Origin of the sequence: uncultured Clostridium sp. (assembly GCF_910588715.1) — a bacterium.
Lineage (GTDB): Bacteria > Bacillota > Clostridia > Clostridiales > Clostridiaceae > Clostridium.
Genome location: NZ_CAJURG010000001.1, coordinates 770,325 through 789,074, shown reverse-complemented (window position 1 = coordinate 789,074; position 18,750 = coordinate 770,325). Strand labels below are relative to the sequence as shown.

Below are 18,750 nucleotides of genomic sequence, written 5' to 3'. Positions count from 1 at the left end.
CGTTTTTTAAAATTTATGTTAACATATTAAATATATAATAAAGCTAAAATTTTATTGCTTAAAAAATAATTGGAGGAAAAGTGTGATTAAAAGAAATTGTAAACAATGTGGAAAAGAATTTACATTATCAGATTCAGAAATTAAATTCTTTAATGAAAAAAACTTAGAATTACCAAAGAGATGTAGTGAGTGCAGGAAAGAAAATAAAAACAATAATAAAGAATGTAGTACAAATAATATTAAAAGTGAAAATACTACTACAAGTTATAAAAATGATAATAAGAAAAAAACATTTAAAAGTATTATAGCTGCCGGATTAGTACTTGTAGTTTTACTTTTAGGTAAATTATTTAATATAGATATTAATTGGCAAGATATAGAGAAAAATTTTGGAAGTGAAAAAGCTACTGTTTCTCTTCAATTCCGTAATGAAACAATGTGGGAAGATCACTTTAAAAAGCACGGAAATGAATTTAACTATAAAAATAAAGAGGAATACTTAAAAGGTGCAAATGAAGTTATAAATTCACCTTCATCAAAGCATAAAACAGAAGCGGAAGATGGAGATAGTATATACTATAATGAAAGCAAAAATGAAATAGTATTTGTATCTAAAGATGGATATATTAGAACATATTTTAAGCCAAGTGATGGAATAAACTATTATAATAGACAATAATATATAATAAGAGTTAGTATTTATGCTAACTCTTTTTTTATTTAATATATTTATGAATATAAATATATTAAATAAAATATTAGTAAAATAAGGGGAGGGGTTTATATGATATATGATAAATGGACATTACAATATAAATATAAGGATTTAGAACCGTATATAGATACGGAAACGGTATGTATACACTATACAAAACATTTACAAGGATATGTAGATAAATTAAATAAAGCACTAGAAGGTTATGAAAAATTTACAGAAGGAAAAACATTAGAAGAAATACTTTTTAATGTTGAAAAAATACCTAAAGAAATAAGAAAAGAGGTCATTAATCAAGGAGGGGGAGTAGCTAATCATAACTTATACTTCTCAATTCTGTCAAAGAAGCCCAAAAAACATCCAAGTGGTAAATTATTAAAAGAAATTAACAAAAAATATGGAGATTTAGATAAATTAAAAGATGAATTATCAAAGAGAGCATTAGATCAGTTTGGTTCAGGATATTCATGGCTTGTAGTTAATGAAAGAGGAGAATTAGAAGTACTTTCAACATCTAATCAAGATTCACCATTAATTTTCAAAATGAAACCTATACTTGCAATTGATGTATGGGAACATGCATATTATTTAAAATATAAAAATTTAAGAGTTAACTATATAAAAAACATTTGGAATTTATTAGATTGGTCAAAGGTTGAAGAAAATTATATAAAAGAATGTCATAAATAAAACTAAGATTTATATAAACATAGGTGATATCAATGAAAATTAAATTAACAGAGATTCCAAAAACAGATATAAATATTATTAAATCATCAGTTGGAGTCCTGTTAGGATTTATTATTTATTTAATTAGAGGAAAGGAAGGAACTCCTTTTTATACTGCATTATCAGTTTTATGGTGTATGCAGCCATATTCTAGCAATATAAAGGCAAATGCAATTCAAAGAACATTAGGAACAATGATAGGAGCATTTTATGGGTTAATAACCATATTACTAGAATATTATTTCTTACCTTTTAAAAATGATTTTATTAGATATTTATCAATATCTATATTATTAATACCAGTTATATATACGACAGTATTAATAAATAAGAAAAAATCAACATATTTTTCATGTGTAGTTTTCTTGAGTATAGTTGTAAATCACCTTAGTGATAAAAATCCATATTTTTTTGTTTTTAATAGAGTATTAGATACAATGATAGGAATAGTTATAGCACTTGGAATAAATATTATTAAGATTCCTTTTAAAAAATAATAGACTACTTTATAAATAAAAAGTAGTCTATTATTTTTTAAATAAAATTAGTGTTTATATCCACTACCAGCACCAGTTTTAGCTTTTATTTGATGTAAGTTTAAGTTACCGTCATGTTTGTTTATAATATGTTTAATTTTATGGCTTTTATGTGATCTTTTACAGTCACATATTTCTTCGCCAGCTTCTAAGTTTGTAGTAATATTTTTATATCCATTTCCCGCACCGGTTTTAGCTTTTATTTCATGTAAGTTAAGATCATCATCATTTCTTTTAATTACTTCTTCAATTTTATGGCTTTTATATTTTTTCATTTCTTTCCTCCTATAAAATAATAATATAAAAAAGTATTTTATATATTTGTTTTATGTTAATTTAAAATAAAAATACGTTGTTTTTATTACCATTTCAAAATTAAAAAATATTTGTACTATTTAAAAATAAAATGAATATATATTAAATATGTAAAGGGATACAAGAAAGGAAGTGGGTTTAATGAAAATAAAGGTTATGACACTTTTAGTAATTAAGGAAAAAATAGGTTCTAAAAATAATGAGTTTAGAGTAAAAGATTTAATAGTAAATACAGATTCTAAAAGTTTAGAAAAGAAAGGGGAAAAATCAGATATATTAAAATGTTTAAAATCTTGCTTAAAGTATAATAAAAATACAATAGATTATAATGAAATAAATGAATTAGTTAACTCTAATAATATAATAGGAAATAACTTCTGGAATGAAGATAATTTTGAGGACATATGTAGATTTGAATATAGAGATTATTTTGATTTTTCCGAATGTAAATTTAAATATATTTAAAATAATAAATTATAGCTAATTAAAAATAAATTATTATAGAAAAAGATGGGAATTTTTAAAAGTCCTATCTTTTTTATATTAAAATATAAGTATTATTACATTAAGGTTAAATTAATAAAATATAAAATTTCGGTAATATATATTCAATTTTACAGACAATTAAATCAATAATGTACATTATTATATATACAAATAAAAATGTTTTATTAGAGGAAATTAATTAAAATTTTTTTAATAAAAGGATATATTTAACATAACAATATAAAGATAAAATTTAATTAAAGAAAATTTAGGAATATTATTGACTAGTTTTGTAAAATTTATTACAATGTAAACATAAACAAAGAAAAAAACATAAAATATTCAAAAAAATAACAGGTAATAATTTTATAATTTTTGTTAATGAAAAAATGGAAACGATACCCAAAATGGTTATTGAAGAATTGATAAACGTAGTTGATAAAAATAGAGATAATTTTTAGTAAAATTTAATGAAATCAATTACATAGAATTTTAAGTATGTTTCGATTATTTACAAATAAAAATAGTGATAAAAGAAACTATTTATTTTATTAACATTTGGAATCGGTTTCTTATGGTAAAGGTGTATTTAAGTTAAATTTAATTAACTTTAAATAAATAGATTTTTTAAAAGGTGGAGGAGAATATTATGAAAAAACTATTAGTTACATTACTTGTAGCAGCTACTTCAATAAACTTTGTAGCTTGTGGATCAAGTGATAAGAACAAAGACAATGTTGGAACAGGATCAGCAGCTGGGGAAAAAGTAACTTTAAAGGTTCAAGCTGAAAAAGAATGGATGCCTTACTATGAAAAGGTTAAAGAAACAGTAGTTGAAAAATATCCAAATGCAACAATTGAATTAATTGAAACAGGGGCATTTGATCATTTAGACGTTTTAGATCAAACAGACCCAACTAACTCAGATATTGCAGACGTATTTGCTTTACCAGCAGATAGATTATATGGATTAGCAAAAAACCACGTTTTAGCTTCTATGCCTGCTAAGGAAATGGCAGAAGAAGTTGGAGGATTTGCTAACTTTGATAATGGTTTAGGTGGAAACTTTGCAATTGATGGAGAATACTTAGCTTTCCCTTATAACATAGAAACATTAGTTGGATACGTAAATGTTGAAAATGCTAAGGCTGCAAACATAGACACAACTAAAACTATAGAATTTACAGATTTAGCTTATAATCAAATATTAACAACAGTTCATGATGCTTGGTTTGGAGTTGCATTTACTAACTCAGCAGAATTTGAATTATTAACTAAAGAGTTAACAACTGATGCAACTAAAGAATGGTCTGAATTAACAGATGCTCAAAAATCATTATTTGAAGGTCTATATAACTACTGGAAAGGTCATAAAGAAAATAATACATCTTTATGGGACAAGGATGCAGCTGGTGGATATATTGATGAACAATTCAAAACTGGTGGAAGCGATGTTGTAAAAATCGATGGACCTTGGGCAACAACTTCTGTTAAAGAATTAGTAGGAAGTTCTGAAAATATGGAAATTATTCCATTAAGCCAAATCACATTTAATGGACAACCATTAAAACACTGGAAAGGTGGATGGGGTCTTGGTATAAATGCAAGATGTGAAGAAAACGAAGCTCAAATGGAAGTTGCACAAGCTTTCATTAAAGAAATAGTAAATCCAAATAATGCAAAAGAATTATTTGAAGCAACTGGTAAAGTATTAGAAAATGCTACACTTGAAAACTATACAGGAATTGATGAATTACAATTAAAGGTTATAGAAGCAACTTATGAAGGATATGAAGTTTCTATAAACAGACCTTTATTCAGTGAATATGGACAAGTTTGGGAAACTTGGCAAAATGCTTTATTATCATGGTCAGCTAAGAACCCTGCAAATGCAGAAGCAGCATACAATGAAGTTAAAGCTTCATTCAAGGGTATGATGGCTAACTTCAACTAAGAGATTGAAAAAATCTAAATTTTAAAAGGGGGAATTAAATTCCCCTTTTAATGAGATTAAAATACAAAAGCAAATATAAATTTTGAGGGAGGGCCACATGAGAGATAGTATAGAAATGCCAAAGGGAACATTTTATACAATTGCAGCAATATGTGCAGTAACTATTATGTTTACATCATTAGAGATGTTAATTAAAGCAAAGGATACAAGTTTATTTAATATGTGGTTATCCAATGGGAATTTAGGTGAAGATTTATTAACTCAAACAACAAACCAATTATATTCAACATATTTAAATATATGTATTGCAACATTCTTTGTTAGGGTAATAACTCCGATAGCAGTTTTAATTCATAGTTATTTTACTTTTACACGACTTAGGGTAAATAAATTATTTGTAATGATTTGGAGTGTAGTATTAGTAGGAGCATTTGCATTAACAATTTTAACAGAAAAGTTTTATTCAATACTATTTATTGGGAGTGGAATTGGTTATTTAGCTTTAGCTTTAACAATGATTTACTTATGGAAGTGTTTAAGTAATATTAGAAGTATATAATTAAAGTTATTCAGAGGGTATAAAAGGAGGTAATGGGGTTTTGAAAAAAATTAATAAGTATTTATATGATAACATTAATCGTGAGTATGATAGAAAAAATTTATACCTTTATGAAGTTTCGGTTTTACAAGAAAAAATTGAAGCTGCAAATGGTAAAGAAAAAGAAGAATTAAAAAGTAAATTAAATGAATTAGTTAAAAATAAAAAAGATCATGCTTATAATAAAAAATTAGAAGAATATAAGAAAAAAGAAAAAGAATTTTTAGCAGAGATCAAAAATAAAACAAATGATTATAAATCTAAGGTGGACACAAGCTTACCTAAGAGTGTACAAAATTTACAGGTAAGATTATTTAAAGCTAAAGATTTGGTTAAGTTTTATCAAAATTACGTAAAATTAACTTATGATGCAGAATTAATTTATGAACAAAGTAAGTTAGAAATAGCTCAAATACCAGCAGTAATTGAGTTTGCAAAAGAATGTACAAAGGATTTAAAAGAAGCGGAAAATAAACTTTCAAAGTTAGATAATGTAAAAAATGAAAAGTTTAATGAAGAATTTAAAGGCTTTAAGGAAGCAGAAAGTAAGAAATTACAAGAAAGAATTAAGGAAGTTAAATCAAAATGTAAAGAAGGTTTAATTTCTGGACAAGCAAAAGATAACACAATAAAACAATTAAAAAGAAAATATAAAGAAATTGTGTTAGTAAAATCGTTTGAATGTGAAAAAACATACAACGAAGAAATTATAAAAAATAAGAAGTATGAGCTTTCAAAAACGGTTAAACAAAAAATTAATACTGTAAATATCAATGTTGCAGATTTAAGAAGAGTTTATCCAATTGAAACTGAAAAAACTATGCCTTGGGTATCTTGGGTTACATTCTTAATTCCAGGTCTTGCTCAAGTAATTAATAAACAATATATAAAATCGATAATTATGTTCTTTGCAACAATATATATATATTTGATTGCTATCCCTTATTCATTAGGATATGGTAACTATAAAGGTGATGGTATCGCAGGGCTTATTACTTTAGCTGCAGGTGGAGGTAGATTAGATAGATCTATCATATTCATGATTGAAGGTATATTAGCAATATTCTTATTATTAATTGGAATATTCTTAATGATTATATGCTTTAAAGATGCAAATAAAGTAGAAAAAGATACTATAAAGGGTACTAGACATAGAAGTTGGGTAGAAACTAAACAATTTGTTTTTGAAGATGGATTCCCTTATTTAGTTTTATCACCAGCTGCTATAATTACTATATTTATAGTGTGTATTCCTGTTGTAACAACTGTACTTTTATCATTTACAGGAATGGGACCAGATACACAAGCTAAATTTGGATGGGAAGCATTAAAGAATTATAAAATGATATTCTTAGGACAAGGTATGGTAGGTGCAATATTCTGGAGAATACTTGGATGGACTATAGTTTGGACTATAGGTGCTACAAGTTTAGCAATAGCTTTAGGATTTATTTTAGCAATCGTTCTTAACAATGATAGAGTTAAAGGTAAATTATTATTTAGATCAATTTATCTTTTACCTTGGGCAGTTCCAGCATTTATTTCGATATTATTCTTTAGTATTTTATTTGCAGATGGTGGAACAGTAATTAATTCATTAAGAGAAGTTTTAGGAGAAAATTTCTCAATAAAAAATGATCCTTTTGTAATAAGAGTAGTATTAATTTGTATTCAAGCTTGGCTTGGTAGTGCATATATTTTCTTATTATCTACAGGTGTACTTCAATCAATAAATGCAGAATTATATGAAGCTGCTGATATAGATGGAGCTACAAGCTTTAAGAAGTTAAGTAAAATAACAGTACCACTAGTGTTATTCCAAACAGCACCACTTTTAGTTGGTCAATATACATTTAACTTTAATAACTATAGTATCATAGCGTTATTTAATAACGGGGGACCTTTTGACCCAAGTAAATATGGTAACTTAGCAGGTTCATCAGACCTTTTAATATCTTATATATTTAAATTAACAATGAATAGTCAATATCAAGCTATAGGTGCAACTATCACAGTTATTATTTCAGTAGTTCTTATGATAATTGCATATATAGGATATAGAAATACAGATGCATTTAAGAGGGGGTAAGATTGATGAGTATATTTAAAAAGAAAAAGAATGATTTATATCTTTCTGATAAACAACCTCTTACTGTAGGAGGGAAAATAGCTCTAGCTATATCATATGCTTTCTTAATATTATGGGCAGTGATTATAGTAGTGCCAATATCACAAATTATAATATCATCATTTAATGGAGCACAAGCAAATAGACTTATAATTGGTGGAGAATTTATTTTCTCATTAAAGCACTTTAGAACATTATTTGAAGATACTCTTTATTTAAAATGGATGGCAAATACTTTATTTGTAAGTATTAGTACAGCAGTATTAGTAATTTTAATGGTTTCATTTACTGGATATGCTTATTCAAGATATAGATTTAAAGGGAAAAAAGCATCTCTTATGACAGTTATGCTTATACAAACAATCCCAACATTCGTTGGAATTACAGCATACTTCACAATGTATTCTATTGCATCAGATATAATGCCAGGCTTTACAAGACAAATGATGCTTATTCTTATATATGCAGGTGGAGGTATAGCAGGTAACACTATCATATTAAAGGGATATTTAGATTCAATATCTACAGAGCTAGATGATGCAGCTAAAATTGATGGTTGCTCTAGCATGAAGATATACAGACTTATAATTATGCCAATTGCAAGACCAATGCTTGCAATAATAGGTTTATGGTCATTCATAGGACCATTTGGTGACTATTTATTACCAAAGGTATTATTAAATTCATCAGCTGATTATACATTAGCTGCTGGTTTACAAACTCTTATAACAGATGAGCGTACAATTAACCAACCAGCCTTTACAGCAGGAGCACTTTTAACTGCAATACCGATAGTAATATTATTCGTTGTATTACAAAAACAATTAGTATCAGGTCTTTCAAACGGGGCTACAAAAGGATAGAATAGGAGATAGTAGATATGAAGGTAACATTAAATAATATAGGGAAAAAATACGAAAATAGAGAAGATTTTACTTTAAGACATATAAATTTAGAAATTGAAGATAAGGACTTTTGTGTAATTTTAGGACCATCTGGATGTGGTAAAACTACATTATTACGTATGATTGCAGGTCTTAACTCAATTACTGAAGGTGATTTAATATTTGGTGAAAAGAGAGTTAATAAACTTGCTTCTAAGGATAGAGATATAGCTATGGTTTTCCAAAGCTATGCTCTATATCCACACATGACAGTTTATGATAACATGGCATTTTCATTATCAATGAGAAAAGAAAGAAAAAATGTTATTAATGAACGTGTTACTGAAGCAGCTAAATTACTTCAAATAGAAAAGTATTTATATTCTAAACCATCAGATATATCTGGGGGACAAAGACAAAGAGTTGCATTAGGAAGAGCTATAGTTAGAAAGCCAAGTGTTTTCTTAATGGATGAACCTCTTTCTAACTTAGATGCTAAGTTAAGAGAGCATATGAGAGTTGAATTAGTTAGAATTCATAAAGCTCTTGGAACTACATCTATTTATGTAACACATGACCAAGTAGAAGCTATGACAATGGCAACTAAGATTGTTCTTATGAATGATGGTAAAATTCAACAAGTTGGTAAACCAATTGAATTCTATGAAAAGCCACAAAACATGTTTGTTGCTAAATTCATTGGATCACCTACAATAAACATGATTAAAGGTAAAATGGATGGAAAGAAATTTGTATCTGAAGATGGTTTAATATCAGTAGTTCCATCAGAAACGGATTTAAAAGCATTAGCTAGTTATAATGGTAAAGATGTTTATTTAGGAATTCGTTCAGAAAGATTTGTTGGAGAACCTGAACAGGCTGCATTTGAATGTAAAATTGATGTAATAGAAGTTTTAGGTAAAGAAAAGACTTTATATGTTAAATTAAATAGTGGAAAAGAACTTGTTATTACAGTTCCAGGATATCATTCATATGAAACTGGAGAAAAGCATAAGTTTGGATTTGATTTAAATGCGTTACATTTCTTTGATGCAGAAACTGAATTAAGAATAAATTAATATTAATTTTTAAATTAGAGCTATTTATATAGCTCTAATTTTTTTATGAGTTAAATTAGTAGTTATATAAATTAAAGGTTGTACATATAAATTTTAGTGTAAATTGATTTTTATGATAGAAGAAAAGGGAGAGTTATGAGAAAATTAAATTATTGTTTAGATTGTCAACGTATATTTACTTCTGAAAATGTATGTGAGTATTGTAATTCAAATAATATTAAGGAGTTAAAACGTGGAAAATCTGTAAATATAATTGGAAGTAAAGATAAAGCAAGATATTTAAAATATAGAGAAGGAAAAGTTAGTGTAATAGTTTATTCAGAAGATAAACAAAAACTTATTAAAGAATATAATATTGATAAAATAAGAAAAATATTATAATAATATATAATTAAGCTGTAAAAAATAATTTTTCATGTAGCATATTAATAAAGATTATATATAATAAAATTGAGCTATATAATTATTGAGTTAACAATCTTCAATATTATATAGCTTTTTTATAGAAAATTATACTCTAACTATAATAACTATAAATTTTAAGTTTATTTAAATTTTTTTAACAAATAATAGAGAATTATATATTATAATATATAAAGATTTTTAGAGGAGTATATCATGCTTAAGAATTTATTTATAAGTGATTATAGTAAAATAAAAAGGAATATTATATTTTCTATACCAATTTTATTTATAATTGCCGTACCAATTCATTTTTTATATGAGATAAGCGGGAAAATAAAAATTATTGGAGCTATAATGCCAGTAAATGAAAGTATAGAAGAGCATTTTAAATTAGCAACTATTCCAATTATTATTTGGTGGATTATTAGTTATTACATACTCAAGAAAAAAGTAAATATAGATTTAAAGAAATGGATTTTTTGTGCATCTATTTCAGCATTAAGCATTCCAGTTATTATAAGTGCATTTTATTATACTTATACAGGTGGGTTAGGAATTTCATTATTTATATTAGATATAATATCATTGCTTTTAGCATTAATATTAGGACAAAGCTTAGCATTACATTTGTATAAAAATATTAAAATAACAAATACGAAATTTATAATAGGAATTTTAATAATAATTGCAATAATAATTTGTACTGTGATGTTTACTTTTTATCCTCCACATATTCCATTATTTAAAGATTCAGTTAGTGGATTATATGGAATTTAAATTGCTTAAGAAGCTATATAATATTGAAAAAATTTTATTCAATATTATATAGCTTACTTTTTTATATAAATTTTAGTTGTAGATTATATAAGAGAGTTTTTTTATTAAACTATTTTTAAATATATAATTTATTTAAATAGTGATTTAATTTCGTTTATATGTTTAGTGGCTAAATTATATCCATGATTATAATTTGTTTGTAGTTTATCAATATCTTTTTCAAAGCTCTCTAGTTTATATTCTGGTCTTAAAATTATTGCTTTTCCTTGATTTTCAAGTTCTTCACAAAGCTTTACTGTTTCATTATAGGATTGATGTCTAGTTAAAAGAGGTGTTTTTAAATTAGGATATTTACGATTTAATAATTTAGATACAATAATATTTTTTTTACTTAATTCTTTTTTGTAACCTTTAGGTTGGGTAAGAACTATTAAGTGTTTTTTATTTCCATCAGAAATAGATTTTCTTATTGGAATTGGATCACAAAGACCACCATCATAATATTCATTATTGTCTATTTTTATAACAGGAAAAAATATTGGAAGTGCACAAGTTGCTCTAAGAAATGTAGCTTTATTATCAAGTCCTTTTCCATCTAAATATTCAGTTTTACCTGTTTTGGCATTAGTAACTCCAATTAAGAATTTACCTGTATATTTTTTATAAGTTTCCATATCAAAGGGTACTAATTTATTAGGTATTTCATCAAAAACAAAATCTAATCCAAATAGACTTTTACATTTAATATAGTTTCCATAACCTAAATATCTTTTATCATTTCTATATTTAGTTAAAACTTCTAAATTACGTCCTTTTTGTTTTGATATATATGATACCCCATTAGTTATTCCAGCGGAAACACCTATGCAATAAGGAAAAGTTATATCATTATCAAGTAATGCATCTAATACTCCTGCACTAAAAATCGATCTAAAGGTTCCCCCTTCTAAAATTAAACTTGGCATAAGTTACCTCCTTTTAAAAGTTATTATTTAGTAATTATAAGACAAAAAATTTTTTATTACAAATATTCTAATTCATAGAAGAAAAAATAATATTTTTTTGAAAAAACATTATAAATTTGTATAAAATGTATTATAATAAACAAGTAAATTTGGAGAAATGTAGTAATGTATATTAGATGAGGTAAGAATGAAAAAAAGATTAATAACAAATATTATATTAGCAGTTTTTATAAGTATTTTTATGTATTTATTAATAGCTAATAGATCTAAAAACATAATAGTACAAGTTGATGGAAATATTATAGAACATAAAAGCAAATCTAGCAGTATAAAGGATGTAATTGATGAGTTAAATATAACTTTAAATGAAGAGGATAAAATAAATTATAGTATAGATTCTAAACTTAAAAATAATCAAAATATAGTAATTAATAGGGTCAGTAAAAATGAGGAAGAAGTAATTGAAGAAATTGATTTTAATGAAAAAATAGTAAAGGATTATAAAGTAGCTGTAGGTGAACAAAGAGTTATTTCAGAAGGAGCTAAAGGAGAAAATAAAAAAATTTATACAGTAACTTATGAAGATGGGAAAGAAGTTTCTAGAGTTTTAAAAGAAGAAATAAGATTAAAAGAGCCTCAAGATAAGATAATAGGAGAAGGGATTTTTGATGAAAATAGTTTAACTGTTTGTGTAAATCAAAAGAGAACTTTACCATCTAGTTATAAACCAAAAGATTTAGTTTTACCAAATGTTAGGGCAATGAATAGTAAAAGTAGCTTATATATGAGAGAAAAAGCAGCTAGGGCATTGGAGAATTTATTTAATGCTGCTGAAGAAGAGGGATTATACCTTTATGCTACATCTGGATATAGATCATATAGTACTCAAAAAAGTATATATAATCCATATAGTGGATATTCAGCGCCACCAGGGGCTAGTGAGCATCAATTAGGTTTAGCTATGGATATAACTTTAGCTGAATATGGTTCAAGACTTTATGTGAAGTTTGGTCAAAGTAAAGAAGGAATATGGGTGAAAGAAAATGCACATAAATATGGTTTTATTATAAGATATTTAGAAGGGAAAGAGGATATAACTGAATATAAATATGAACCATGGCATATTAGATATTTAGGGGTAGAGCTTGCAACTGAGCTTTATGAAAAGGGAATTACGTTAGAAGAATATTATGGTGAATATTAATTTAAGGTAAATATAATTTTTATATTATTAAGTGAAATTTTTAATTTTATGGTATAAAAATTTAGCATATAAATTTAATAACCATAATTTAAGAAAGGGGAATATCATGTATTGTAGAGAGTGCGGACAACTTATAACTAATGAAGATATAAAATGTACAAGCTGTGGTACAAGGAAAGGAATAGGAAAAAATTATTGCTATAAATGTGGGTCAAGGGTAAAGAATTGTAACATTGAATTATGTGAATTTTGTGGAGCAAATTTAAATAATAATATTGTTAACTTAAATATAAAAAGTAAACTACTAGCAGGATTGATGGCACTTTTCTTAGGGGGTATGGGTATACATAGATTTTATCTAGGATATTTTAAAATTGGGGTATTACAATTAATGTTATGGATATTAGGTTATTTTACAGGTGGAAAAACATGGGCTATTGTTGAAATATGGGCATTAATAGAAGCTGTATTTATATTTTCTGGAAAGATGAGAGATTCTAAGGGAAATACATTAGAGTAAAAATTTTAAAAATTAAATATTTTATTTTTAAAGATTTTATAAAGTTAAATATTATTTATACTTAAGGATAGATTTAAAGAAAAGATTTTATATTATTAATTAAAAAATACGGTTTATAAAACCGTATTTTTTTTAGTCTTTAACTATAACTTCTTTCTTTTTTATTATAAAGAAAGCTATTATAAGTCCTATTAATGTTAATGAAGCTGTACAAATGAATGAAACATTCATACCATATATTTTAGCTTTAATTGGATCTGTATATCCAGATGAAAGAGTAGATTTACTCATTAATGTTACAATTAAAGAAGTACCAATAGAACCTGCTATTTGTCTTAAAGTATTATTAGCAGCATTACCATGAGCATACAAGTTTTTATGTAAAGAATTTAATGCAGAGGTTGATAATGGCATAAGGATCATTGATATTCCAAGCATTCTCACAGCATATATAGAAACTACATAAACTATTGGTGTTGAAATTGATAAAAATGAAAGTCCAAATGTACCTAAAGTTAATATTGTTAAACCAGTTAATGCAAGGTATCTAGCTCCAAATTTATCAAAAAGTTTTCCTGTAATAGGATTCATAACTCCCATTACAATTGCACCAGGCATTAAGATTAATCCAGTATCAAAAGCTGAAGAACCTCTAACATCTTCAAGATACATAGGAAGGATTAATTCAGATGATATTAATCCTGCATAAGCTATCATTGCAATTATAGTAGAAAATGTGAAAACTTTGCTTTTAAAAACAGATAAATTAAGCATAGGAGTTTCCATAGTTAGTTGTCTCCAAACAAAAATCATAAGAAAAATTATACCTATAATTAATGGTAAATATACCTTTATGTTAGTCCAACTATAATTTCCAGCATTACTAAATCCAAAAAGCAATCCACCAAATCCAATAGTAGAACCAATAAAGGAAATAATATCAAAGTTTACAGGTTTATTTTCAGTTACATTTTTTAATAAAAAGAATCCTAATATTAAATCTAAAATTGCAAAAGGAAGAGTTACATAAAATAAATGCCTCCAAGGGTACATACTTATTATCCAACCAGATAAGGTAGGACCTATAGCTGGAGCAAAAGCAAGAACTATACCGACTATTCCCATAGCAAAACCTCTTTTTTCTATTGGGAAAATAATCATAAAAACTGTTTGCATTAGAGGAACTATCATTCCACTAGCTAGACCTTGAATAAGTCTTGCTGTTAAAAGCATTGGAAAACTAGTTGCAAAGGAACCAATTATTGTTCCAATTGTAAATAAGCCAATAGAAACAAAAAAAAGAGTCCTGTTTTTAAATTTATCTATAAGAAAAGCAGTAAATGGAATAATAATACCAGTTGCAAGCATATAGCCTGTACTTAGCCATTGAACTGTAGATACACTTATATTTAAGTCTTTCATTATATCAGACAAAGCTACATTCATAAATGTACTATTTAAAAAACAAATGAAAGCTCCTAAAAGAAATACCCCTGAAATAATAAAAATATTATAATGTTTATCTTTAGTTGATGATTGATTCATAAAATCACCTCAAAAATTATATTTATAATTATTTTTCCAAAAGTAATAGTATATTATACTAAATAAAATATGACTTCAATTATAAAAATAATATTAAAGCTATATTTAAAATTTATATCTAAATTTTATTTTTAAAAATAAATATTTATCTGTTATAGATTAGAAAGTTAATTTATAAAAAATTTTTTTTATTATTATATTTCGTATAAATAGGACAAATGTCCTATTTTATTTTTGTATCTATTTGATAATATGTTTCTAGAAACTTAAGAGGAGGAATTTAAAATGTATAATATTTTAGCATTATTAATAGGTGCACTTATTTCAATTATGATATCCTTTAATAGTGGATTAGAAGGCTATGTTGGCAGTACATATTCTTTAGTGATTATTCATGCAGTAGGACTTATTGCTATACTTATAATTGCTATGATTAAGAAAGAAAAGATAATAATAAAGGAAGCTATACCATTTTATTTGTTTTTAGGTGGAATTTTTGGAGTTATGCTTACATTAGTTAATGTGATTACAATAGGTAGTATAGGTGTTGCATTAACAACAGCATTAGCTGTATTTGGACAATTAGTATTTTCATCTTTAGTAGATCATTTTGGATTATTTGGGTTGACTAAATATGAATTTAATCCTAAAAAGTTAGTTGGACTTTTTATAGTTTTAGTTGGATTAGTTATTATGACGATAGGATAAAGGGGGAATCTTTAAAATGTTAATGATTTTATTAGCTATATTAGGTGGAGTATTAACTACTTTATCAATGATAGTTAGCTCAGCACTTGGAAAGAAAATAGGATTGATTCAAAGTACAATAATTCATTATATAGGTGGGCTTATAGGAGGAGTATTTATTTTAATTGGAATGGGAAGTGCATCGGCTCCCTCAATTATAGATTTAAGTAAAATGCCATTATATATTTTCTTAGGTGGAATAATGGGAGTTATAGTAGTATACATATCTAATATAGTAATTCCAAAGATACCTGTAGTATACAGTACATTATTAATGTTTTCAGGACAAATGATATGTGCAATTATTATAGATACAATTATTATAGGAGAGTTTTCTTTAAAAAAGCTTTTAGGTGCTATAATAGTTGTATTAGGAATTTTTTATAATTCTAAGATAGATGAAAAAGAAAATAATATAGCAGTTCAATAAAAAATTAAAATACTTATAATATTTATGTTTTAACAAATATAAAATAAAAAACCACATGTATAAATATACATGTGGTTTTTTATAATTTAAGTCTATATCATTTTTAGATGAATTATATTATCAGAGTGATTAGCAAAAAGTTTATTTAGATGTATACCTAAATACATTAAAGCTCCTCCAGAAAAAACTTCATTAGTTTCTTCATTTATATAATTAGCATCCTCATTTAATCCTTTTAACTTTAGTCTTTTTAATAAAGAAGTATTTTCTAATGATAATCTATTAAATGTAAGTATTACTTTAGATTTATCCTTTGATACAGTTTGTAAACATTCTAGATTATTAGAAAAATTGTTTATTTTATAATACTTCTCATCATTTTTTAAAATATTTTTGGTACCGTTTCCTGAATTTCTTATAAAAAAATTTTTTTCTCCTGCTCCTTCATTAATATTAATATATATCATATCAAAATTATTATTTTTCATTATATTAAATTCCATTTAAATATTTCCCCTTTTTATTTATTTAAATCGATATATCAATCAGATATCATAAAAATCTGTTAACGTTTACTTATATAATATATTATTTTTACAATATAATCAAGGGTTTTAATAATAAATGTATATATTTTATAAAAATAATATAGATTTTAAGCTAAAAAGTTAATATTTTAATAAGTAATATGATTAGTAAGACATTAAAAAATATTGGGAAAATGAAACAAATAAAAGAAGTTGAATTTAAAGTATACAATATTTAAAATTTGTTTAAGTTTAATATTTTATGGTAAAATAAGTATAATTATTAATGAGTAATTATATTATGATATGAATTAATAATTATATTTATTTAATTTGATTTATAAGAGATATAAGGGAGAAATTTAATAATGAATATAAATATAAGACAAGAAAAAGAAAGTGATTATAAAAAAACAGAAGCTGTAGTTGAAAAATCATTTAAAAATGCAGAACATACTGACCATAAAGAGCATTTTTTAGTTTCTAAATTAAGAAAAAGTAATGTTTTTATACCAGAGCTTTCATTAGTGGCAGAAGTTAATGAAAAAATTATAGGGCATATAATGTTTACAAAATTACAAATAGATAATGGAAAAAATAAATATGAATCACTTGCATTGGCACCTGTTTCTATTTTACCAGAATATCAAAATAAGGGGATAGGAAGTAGCTTAGTAATGGAAGGTTTAAGGATTGCAAAAAAAGCTGGATTTAAATCAGTAATTGTTCTTGGACATGATAAATATTATCCACGTTTTGGATTTAAACCAGCAAGTAATTTTGGAATTAAAGCACCATTTGATGTACCAGATATAGCTTTTATGGCTTTGGAACTTTATGGTAAAGCGTTAAATGATGTTACTGGAACTGTAATTTACGGTAAAGAATTTTTGGAATAATATAATATTAATAAAAGGATTTTATAAAATTAAGGCTAAATATTTATCTTAAATATTTAGCCTTAATAATTATATAATGTGCTTGTTACTTTATTTATCTAGTTTTATATAATTTCCATTTAAGAATTTTATTAGGTTTTGCATTACTAATAATATCTTATAAAAATCTTAATATAAATTTCTTATTAGTAAATAAAAATTATAAAATTTTAATATTAAACTATAGTTTAAGTACCCCTTATTAAACTATAGTTTAATATTTATTTTTTTGACTTTAAAACTTCTTCTTTTAATTTTTGTATCTCATCAATAATTCTATATGTACAGAAAATAATTGTAGATGTAATTATAATTGTACCAAATATGGCTAGAGCATCTTTGCCTTCACCTCCGAGAGTTAACACAAATAATGAACCAAATGTAACAACTGTACCTAATATAATTGATTGTATAACTTGCCATGTCATAGTATAAAATCTCCTACATATTACTTTTTATTTTATGCATAAGTCAACCCATTAGCACCCATTCCAATGCCTCCAAGGGATAATTGTTTATGAAGATAACTTCCAGTTATCCATCCTTTATTTACAGTACTACTATTATATGATACACCTGTTTGAATCATAAAATTATGATATTTTTTTAAATCAGGAAAAGCTTCCATAACGTTATGAGGTTGAATCTAGAGGTAGCTAATACTCCATTACCACCTTTATCTTTTTCTAAACTTCCTATTCCAAATGTAGTTGCGGGATTATATTCATTTTGAAATTCCTCTTTTGTATAATATTCTATTTCATAATCATTACTTAAGTTATAAAGATTATATTCAGATAAAGACCTGCTAGTTTCCTTTTCTGTTAATTTAACATATACTTCATTACTATCGACTAGCTTTCCAGTAGTATCTTTAAGAATCCTATCTTTAAAACTAGGAAATAGCTTTATTAATTCTTGAGTAGATTCATTACCTATTTTGTTATTGCAGATGTAGTGTTATTTTGCAATGTTAAGCTTGTACATAAAGTCATTAATAGAATAATTACAAATTTTTTAAATTTATTCATATTTTAACCACTTTTCGATTTTATTATAAGCTTTTTTTACTTTAATTTCAATATACTGAAATAAATTATAATATTTTAATTTATATGGTTGTGTTGGATTAATTTTGATGTTATGTATATAGAGACAAATAAGCTGAAGTATTTTATAGTGAGAAATAAATAAAATAATTTATTTATTGTAAATGGTTATAGATGATTAAGAAATTTTAATATTTATTTTACTATAAATTTAGTGAT

The 18,750-nt window shown here is 25.2% G+C and carries 22 protein-coding genes; 16 read left to right on the top strand and 6 right to left on the bottom strand.

The genetic code is table 11. From position 1 onward, the window contains the following. The first annotated feature begins 82 nt into the window (after nucleotides 1–82). From QZ321_RS03915 to QZ321_RS03905, 3 genes are all read left to right on the top strand, one after another. Nucleotides 83–679, top strand: coding sequence for a zinc-ribbon domain containing protein (locus tag QZ321_RS03915; RefSeq protein ID WP_291746720.1), 597 nt, complete (start codon nucleotides 83–85; stop codon nucleotides 677–679). 105 nt (nucleotides 680–784) lie between these two features. Further along, nucleotides 785–1,405, top strand: coding sequence for a superoxide dismutase (locus QZ321_RS03910; protein WP_291746717.1), 621 nt, complete (start codon nucleotides 785–787; stop codon nucleotides 1,403–1,405). 32 nt (nucleotides 1,406–1,437) lie between these two features. Beyond that, the gene (locus tag QZ321_RS03905; RefSeq protein ID WP_291746716.1) at nucleotides 1,438–1,941 is read left to right on the top strand and encodes an FUSC family protein; all 504 of its coding nucleotides are present in this window, start codon (nucleotides 1,438–1,440) and stop codon (nucleotides 1,939–1,941) included. A gap of 47 nt (nucleotides 1,942–1,988) precedes the next feature. Here QZ321_RS03905 and QZ321_RS03900 read toward each other — a convergent pair whose 3' ends face one another. Continuing rightward, nucleotides 1,989–2,255: a hypothetical protein gene (locus QZ321_RS03900; RefSeq protein WP_291746713.1), complete on the bottom strand. Its 267-nt coding sequence runs from the start codon at nucleotides 2,253–2,255 to the stop codon at nucleotides 1,989–1,991. Between the two features lie 181 nt (nucleotides 2,256–2,436). Between QZ321_RS03900 and QZ321_RS03895 the strand changes: the two genes are divergently transcribed. The 8 genes from QZ321_RS03895 to QZ321_RS03860 all read left to right on the top strand — a co-directional run bounded on the left by QZ321_RS03895 (nucleotide 2,437) and on the right by QZ321_RS03860 (nucleotide 10,606). Further along, the gene (locus tag QZ321_RS03895) at nucleotides 2,437–2,760 is read left to right on the top strand and encodes a hypothetical protein (protein ID WP_291746710.1); all 324 of its coding nucleotides are present in this window, start codon (nucleotides 2,437–2,439) and stop codon (nucleotides 2,758–2,760) included. A gap of 670 nt (nucleotides 2,761–3,430) precedes the next feature. After that, a complete protein-coding gene (locus tag QZ321_RS03890; RefSeq protein WP_291746707.1) occupies nucleotides 3,431–4,735 on the top strand; it encodes a hypothetical protein in 1,305 nt (434 codons plus the stop codon). Between the two features lie 97 nt (nucleotides 4,736–4,832). Then, nucleotides 4,833–5,294 (top strand): hypothetical protein, encoded by a 462-nt coding sequence (locus QZ321_RS03885; protein WP_291742341.1) that lies wholly within the window; start codon nucleotides 4,833–4,835, stop codon nucleotides 5,292–5,294. Nucleotides 5,295–5,334: 40 nt separating this feature from the next. Beyond that, nucleotides 5,335–7,422, top strand: a complete 2,088-nt coding sequence (locus QZ321_RS03880) for an ABC transporter permease subunit (RefSeq protein WP_291746704.1) — start codon at nucleotides 5,335–5,337, stop codon at nucleotides 7,420–7,422. Nucleotides 7,423–7,427: 5 nt separating this feature from the next. Further along, on the top strand, nucleotides 7,428–8,324 hold the full coding sequence (locus QZ321_RS03875) for a sugar ABC transporter permease (RefSeq protein WP_291742346.1): 897 nt from the start codon (nucleotides 7,428–7,430) through the stop codon (nucleotides 8,322–8,324). Nucleotides 8,325–8,341: 17 nt separating this feature from the next. Continuing rightward, on the top strand, nucleotides 8,342–9,424 hold the full coding sequence (gene ugpC, locus QZ321_RS03870; RefSeq protein WP_291746700.1) for a sn-glycerol-3-phosphate ABC transporter ATP-binding protein UgpC: 1,083 nt from the start codon (nucleotides 8,342–8,344) through the stop codon (nucleotides 9,422–9,424). A gap of 135 nt (nucleotides 9,425–9,559) precedes the next feature. After that, nucleotides 9,560–9,805, top strand: coding sequence for a hypothetical protein (locus tag QZ321_RS03865; protein ID WP_291742353.1), 246 nt, complete (start codon nucleotides 9,560–9,562; stop codon nucleotides 9,803–9,805). A gap of 237 nt (nucleotides 9,806–10,042) precedes the next feature. After that, nucleotides 10,043–10,606, top strand: coding sequence for a DUF6512 family protein (locus QZ321_RS03860; RefSeq protein WP_291746696.1), 564 nt, complete (start codon nucleotides 10,043–10,045; stop codon nucleotides 10,604–10,606). 128 nt (nucleotides 10,607–10,734) lie between these two features. Here the strand turns inward: QZ321_RS03860 and QZ321_RS03855 are convergent, their stop codons facing one another. After that, nucleotides 10,735–11,571: a patatin family protein gene (locus QZ321_RS03855; RefSeq protein WP_291742359.1), complete on the bottom strand. Its 837-nt coding sequence runs from the start codon at nucleotides 11,569–11,571 to the stop codon at nucleotides 10,735–10,737. Nucleotides 11,572–11,758: 187 nt separating this feature from the next. On the opposite strand from QZ321_RS03855, the gene QZ321_RS03850 reads away from it, so the two are divergent. Together QZ321_RS03850 and QZ321_RS03845 are read left to right on the top strand one after the other, a co-directional pair. Further along, nucleotides 11,759–12,775 (top strand): D-alanyl-D-alanine carboxypeptidase family protein, encoded by a 1,017-nt coding sequence (locus QZ321_RS03850; protein WP_291746693.1) that lies wholly within the window; start codon nucleotides 11,759–11,761, stop codon nucleotides 12,773–12,775. 106 nt (nucleotides 12,776–12,881) lie between these two features. Beyond that, nucleotides 12,882–13,295 carry a TM2 domain-containing protein gene (locus QZ321_RS03845; protein WP_291746691.1) on the top strand — a complete coding sequence of 138 codons (414 nt, stop codon included), beginning with the start codon at nucleotides 12,882–12,884 and terminating at the stop codon, nucleotides 13,293–13,295. A 132-nt stretch (nucleotides 13,296–13,427) separates the two neighbouring features. Here the strand turns inward: QZ321_RS03845 and QZ321_RS03840 are convergent, their stop codons facing one another. After that, complete coding sequence (locus QZ321_RS03840) at nucleotides 13,428–14,840, bottom strand: MDR family MFS transporter (protein WP_291746689.1); 1,413 nt, start codon at nucleotides 14,838–14,840, stop codon at nucleotides 13,428–13,430. A gap of 285 nt (nucleotides 14,841–15,125) precedes the next feature. On the opposite strand from QZ321_RS03840, the gene QZ321_RS03835 reads away from it, so the two are divergent. Beyond that, entirely contained in the window at nucleotides 15,126–15,548 is a 423-nt protein-coding gene (locus QZ321_RS03835; protein WP_291746686.1) for a DMT family transporter, read from the top strand. Nucleotides 15,549–15,564: 16 nt separating this feature from the next. Beyond that, a complete protein-coding gene (locus QZ321_RS03830; protein WP_291746684.1) occupies nucleotides 15,565–16,017 on the top strand; it encodes a DMT family transporter in 453 nt (150 codons plus the stop codon). A 92-nt stretch (nucleotides 16,018–16,109) separates the two neighbouring features. Here QZ321_RS03830 and QZ321_RS03825 read toward each other — a convergent pair whose 3' ends face one another. Beyond that, nucleotides 16,110–16,520 carry a GH36 C-terminal domain-containing protein gene (locus QZ321_RS03825; protein WP_291746682.1) on the bottom strand — a complete coding sequence of 137 codons (411 nt, stop codon included), beginning with the start codon at nucleotides 16,518–16,520 and terminating at the stop codon, nucleotides 16,110–16,112. 392 nt (nucleotides 16,521–16,912) lie between these two features. Between QZ321_RS03825 and QZ321_RS03820 the strand changes: the two genes are divergently transcribed. Next, entirely contained in the window at nucleotides 16,913–17,443 is a 531-nt protein-coding gene (locus tag QZ321_RS03820; protein ID WP_294196243.1) for an N-acetyltransferase, read from the top strand. A gap of 260 nt (nucleotides 17,444–17,703) precedes the next feature. On the opposite strand, the gene QZ321_RS03815 is transcribed toward QZ321_RS03820, so the two are convergent. Together QZ321_RS03815 and QZ321_RS03810 are read right to left on the bottom strand one after the other, a co-directional pair. Beyond that, nucleotides 17,704–17,910: a hypothetical protein gene (locus QZ321_RS03815; RefSeq protein WP_291746676.1), complete on the bottom strand. Its 207-nt coding sequence runs from the start codon at nucleotides 17,908–17,910 to the stop codon at nucleotides 17,704–17,706. 32 nt (nucleotides 17,911–17,942) lie between these two features. Next, nucleotides 17,943–18,110 carry a hypothetical protein gene (locus tag QZ321_RS03810; protein WP_291746673.1) on the bottom strand — a complete coding sequence of 56 codons (168 nt, stop codon included), beginning with the start codon at nucleotides 18,108–18,110 and terminating at the stop codon, nucleotides 17,943–17,945. Nucleotides 18,111–18,750 lie beyond the last annotated feature (640 nt).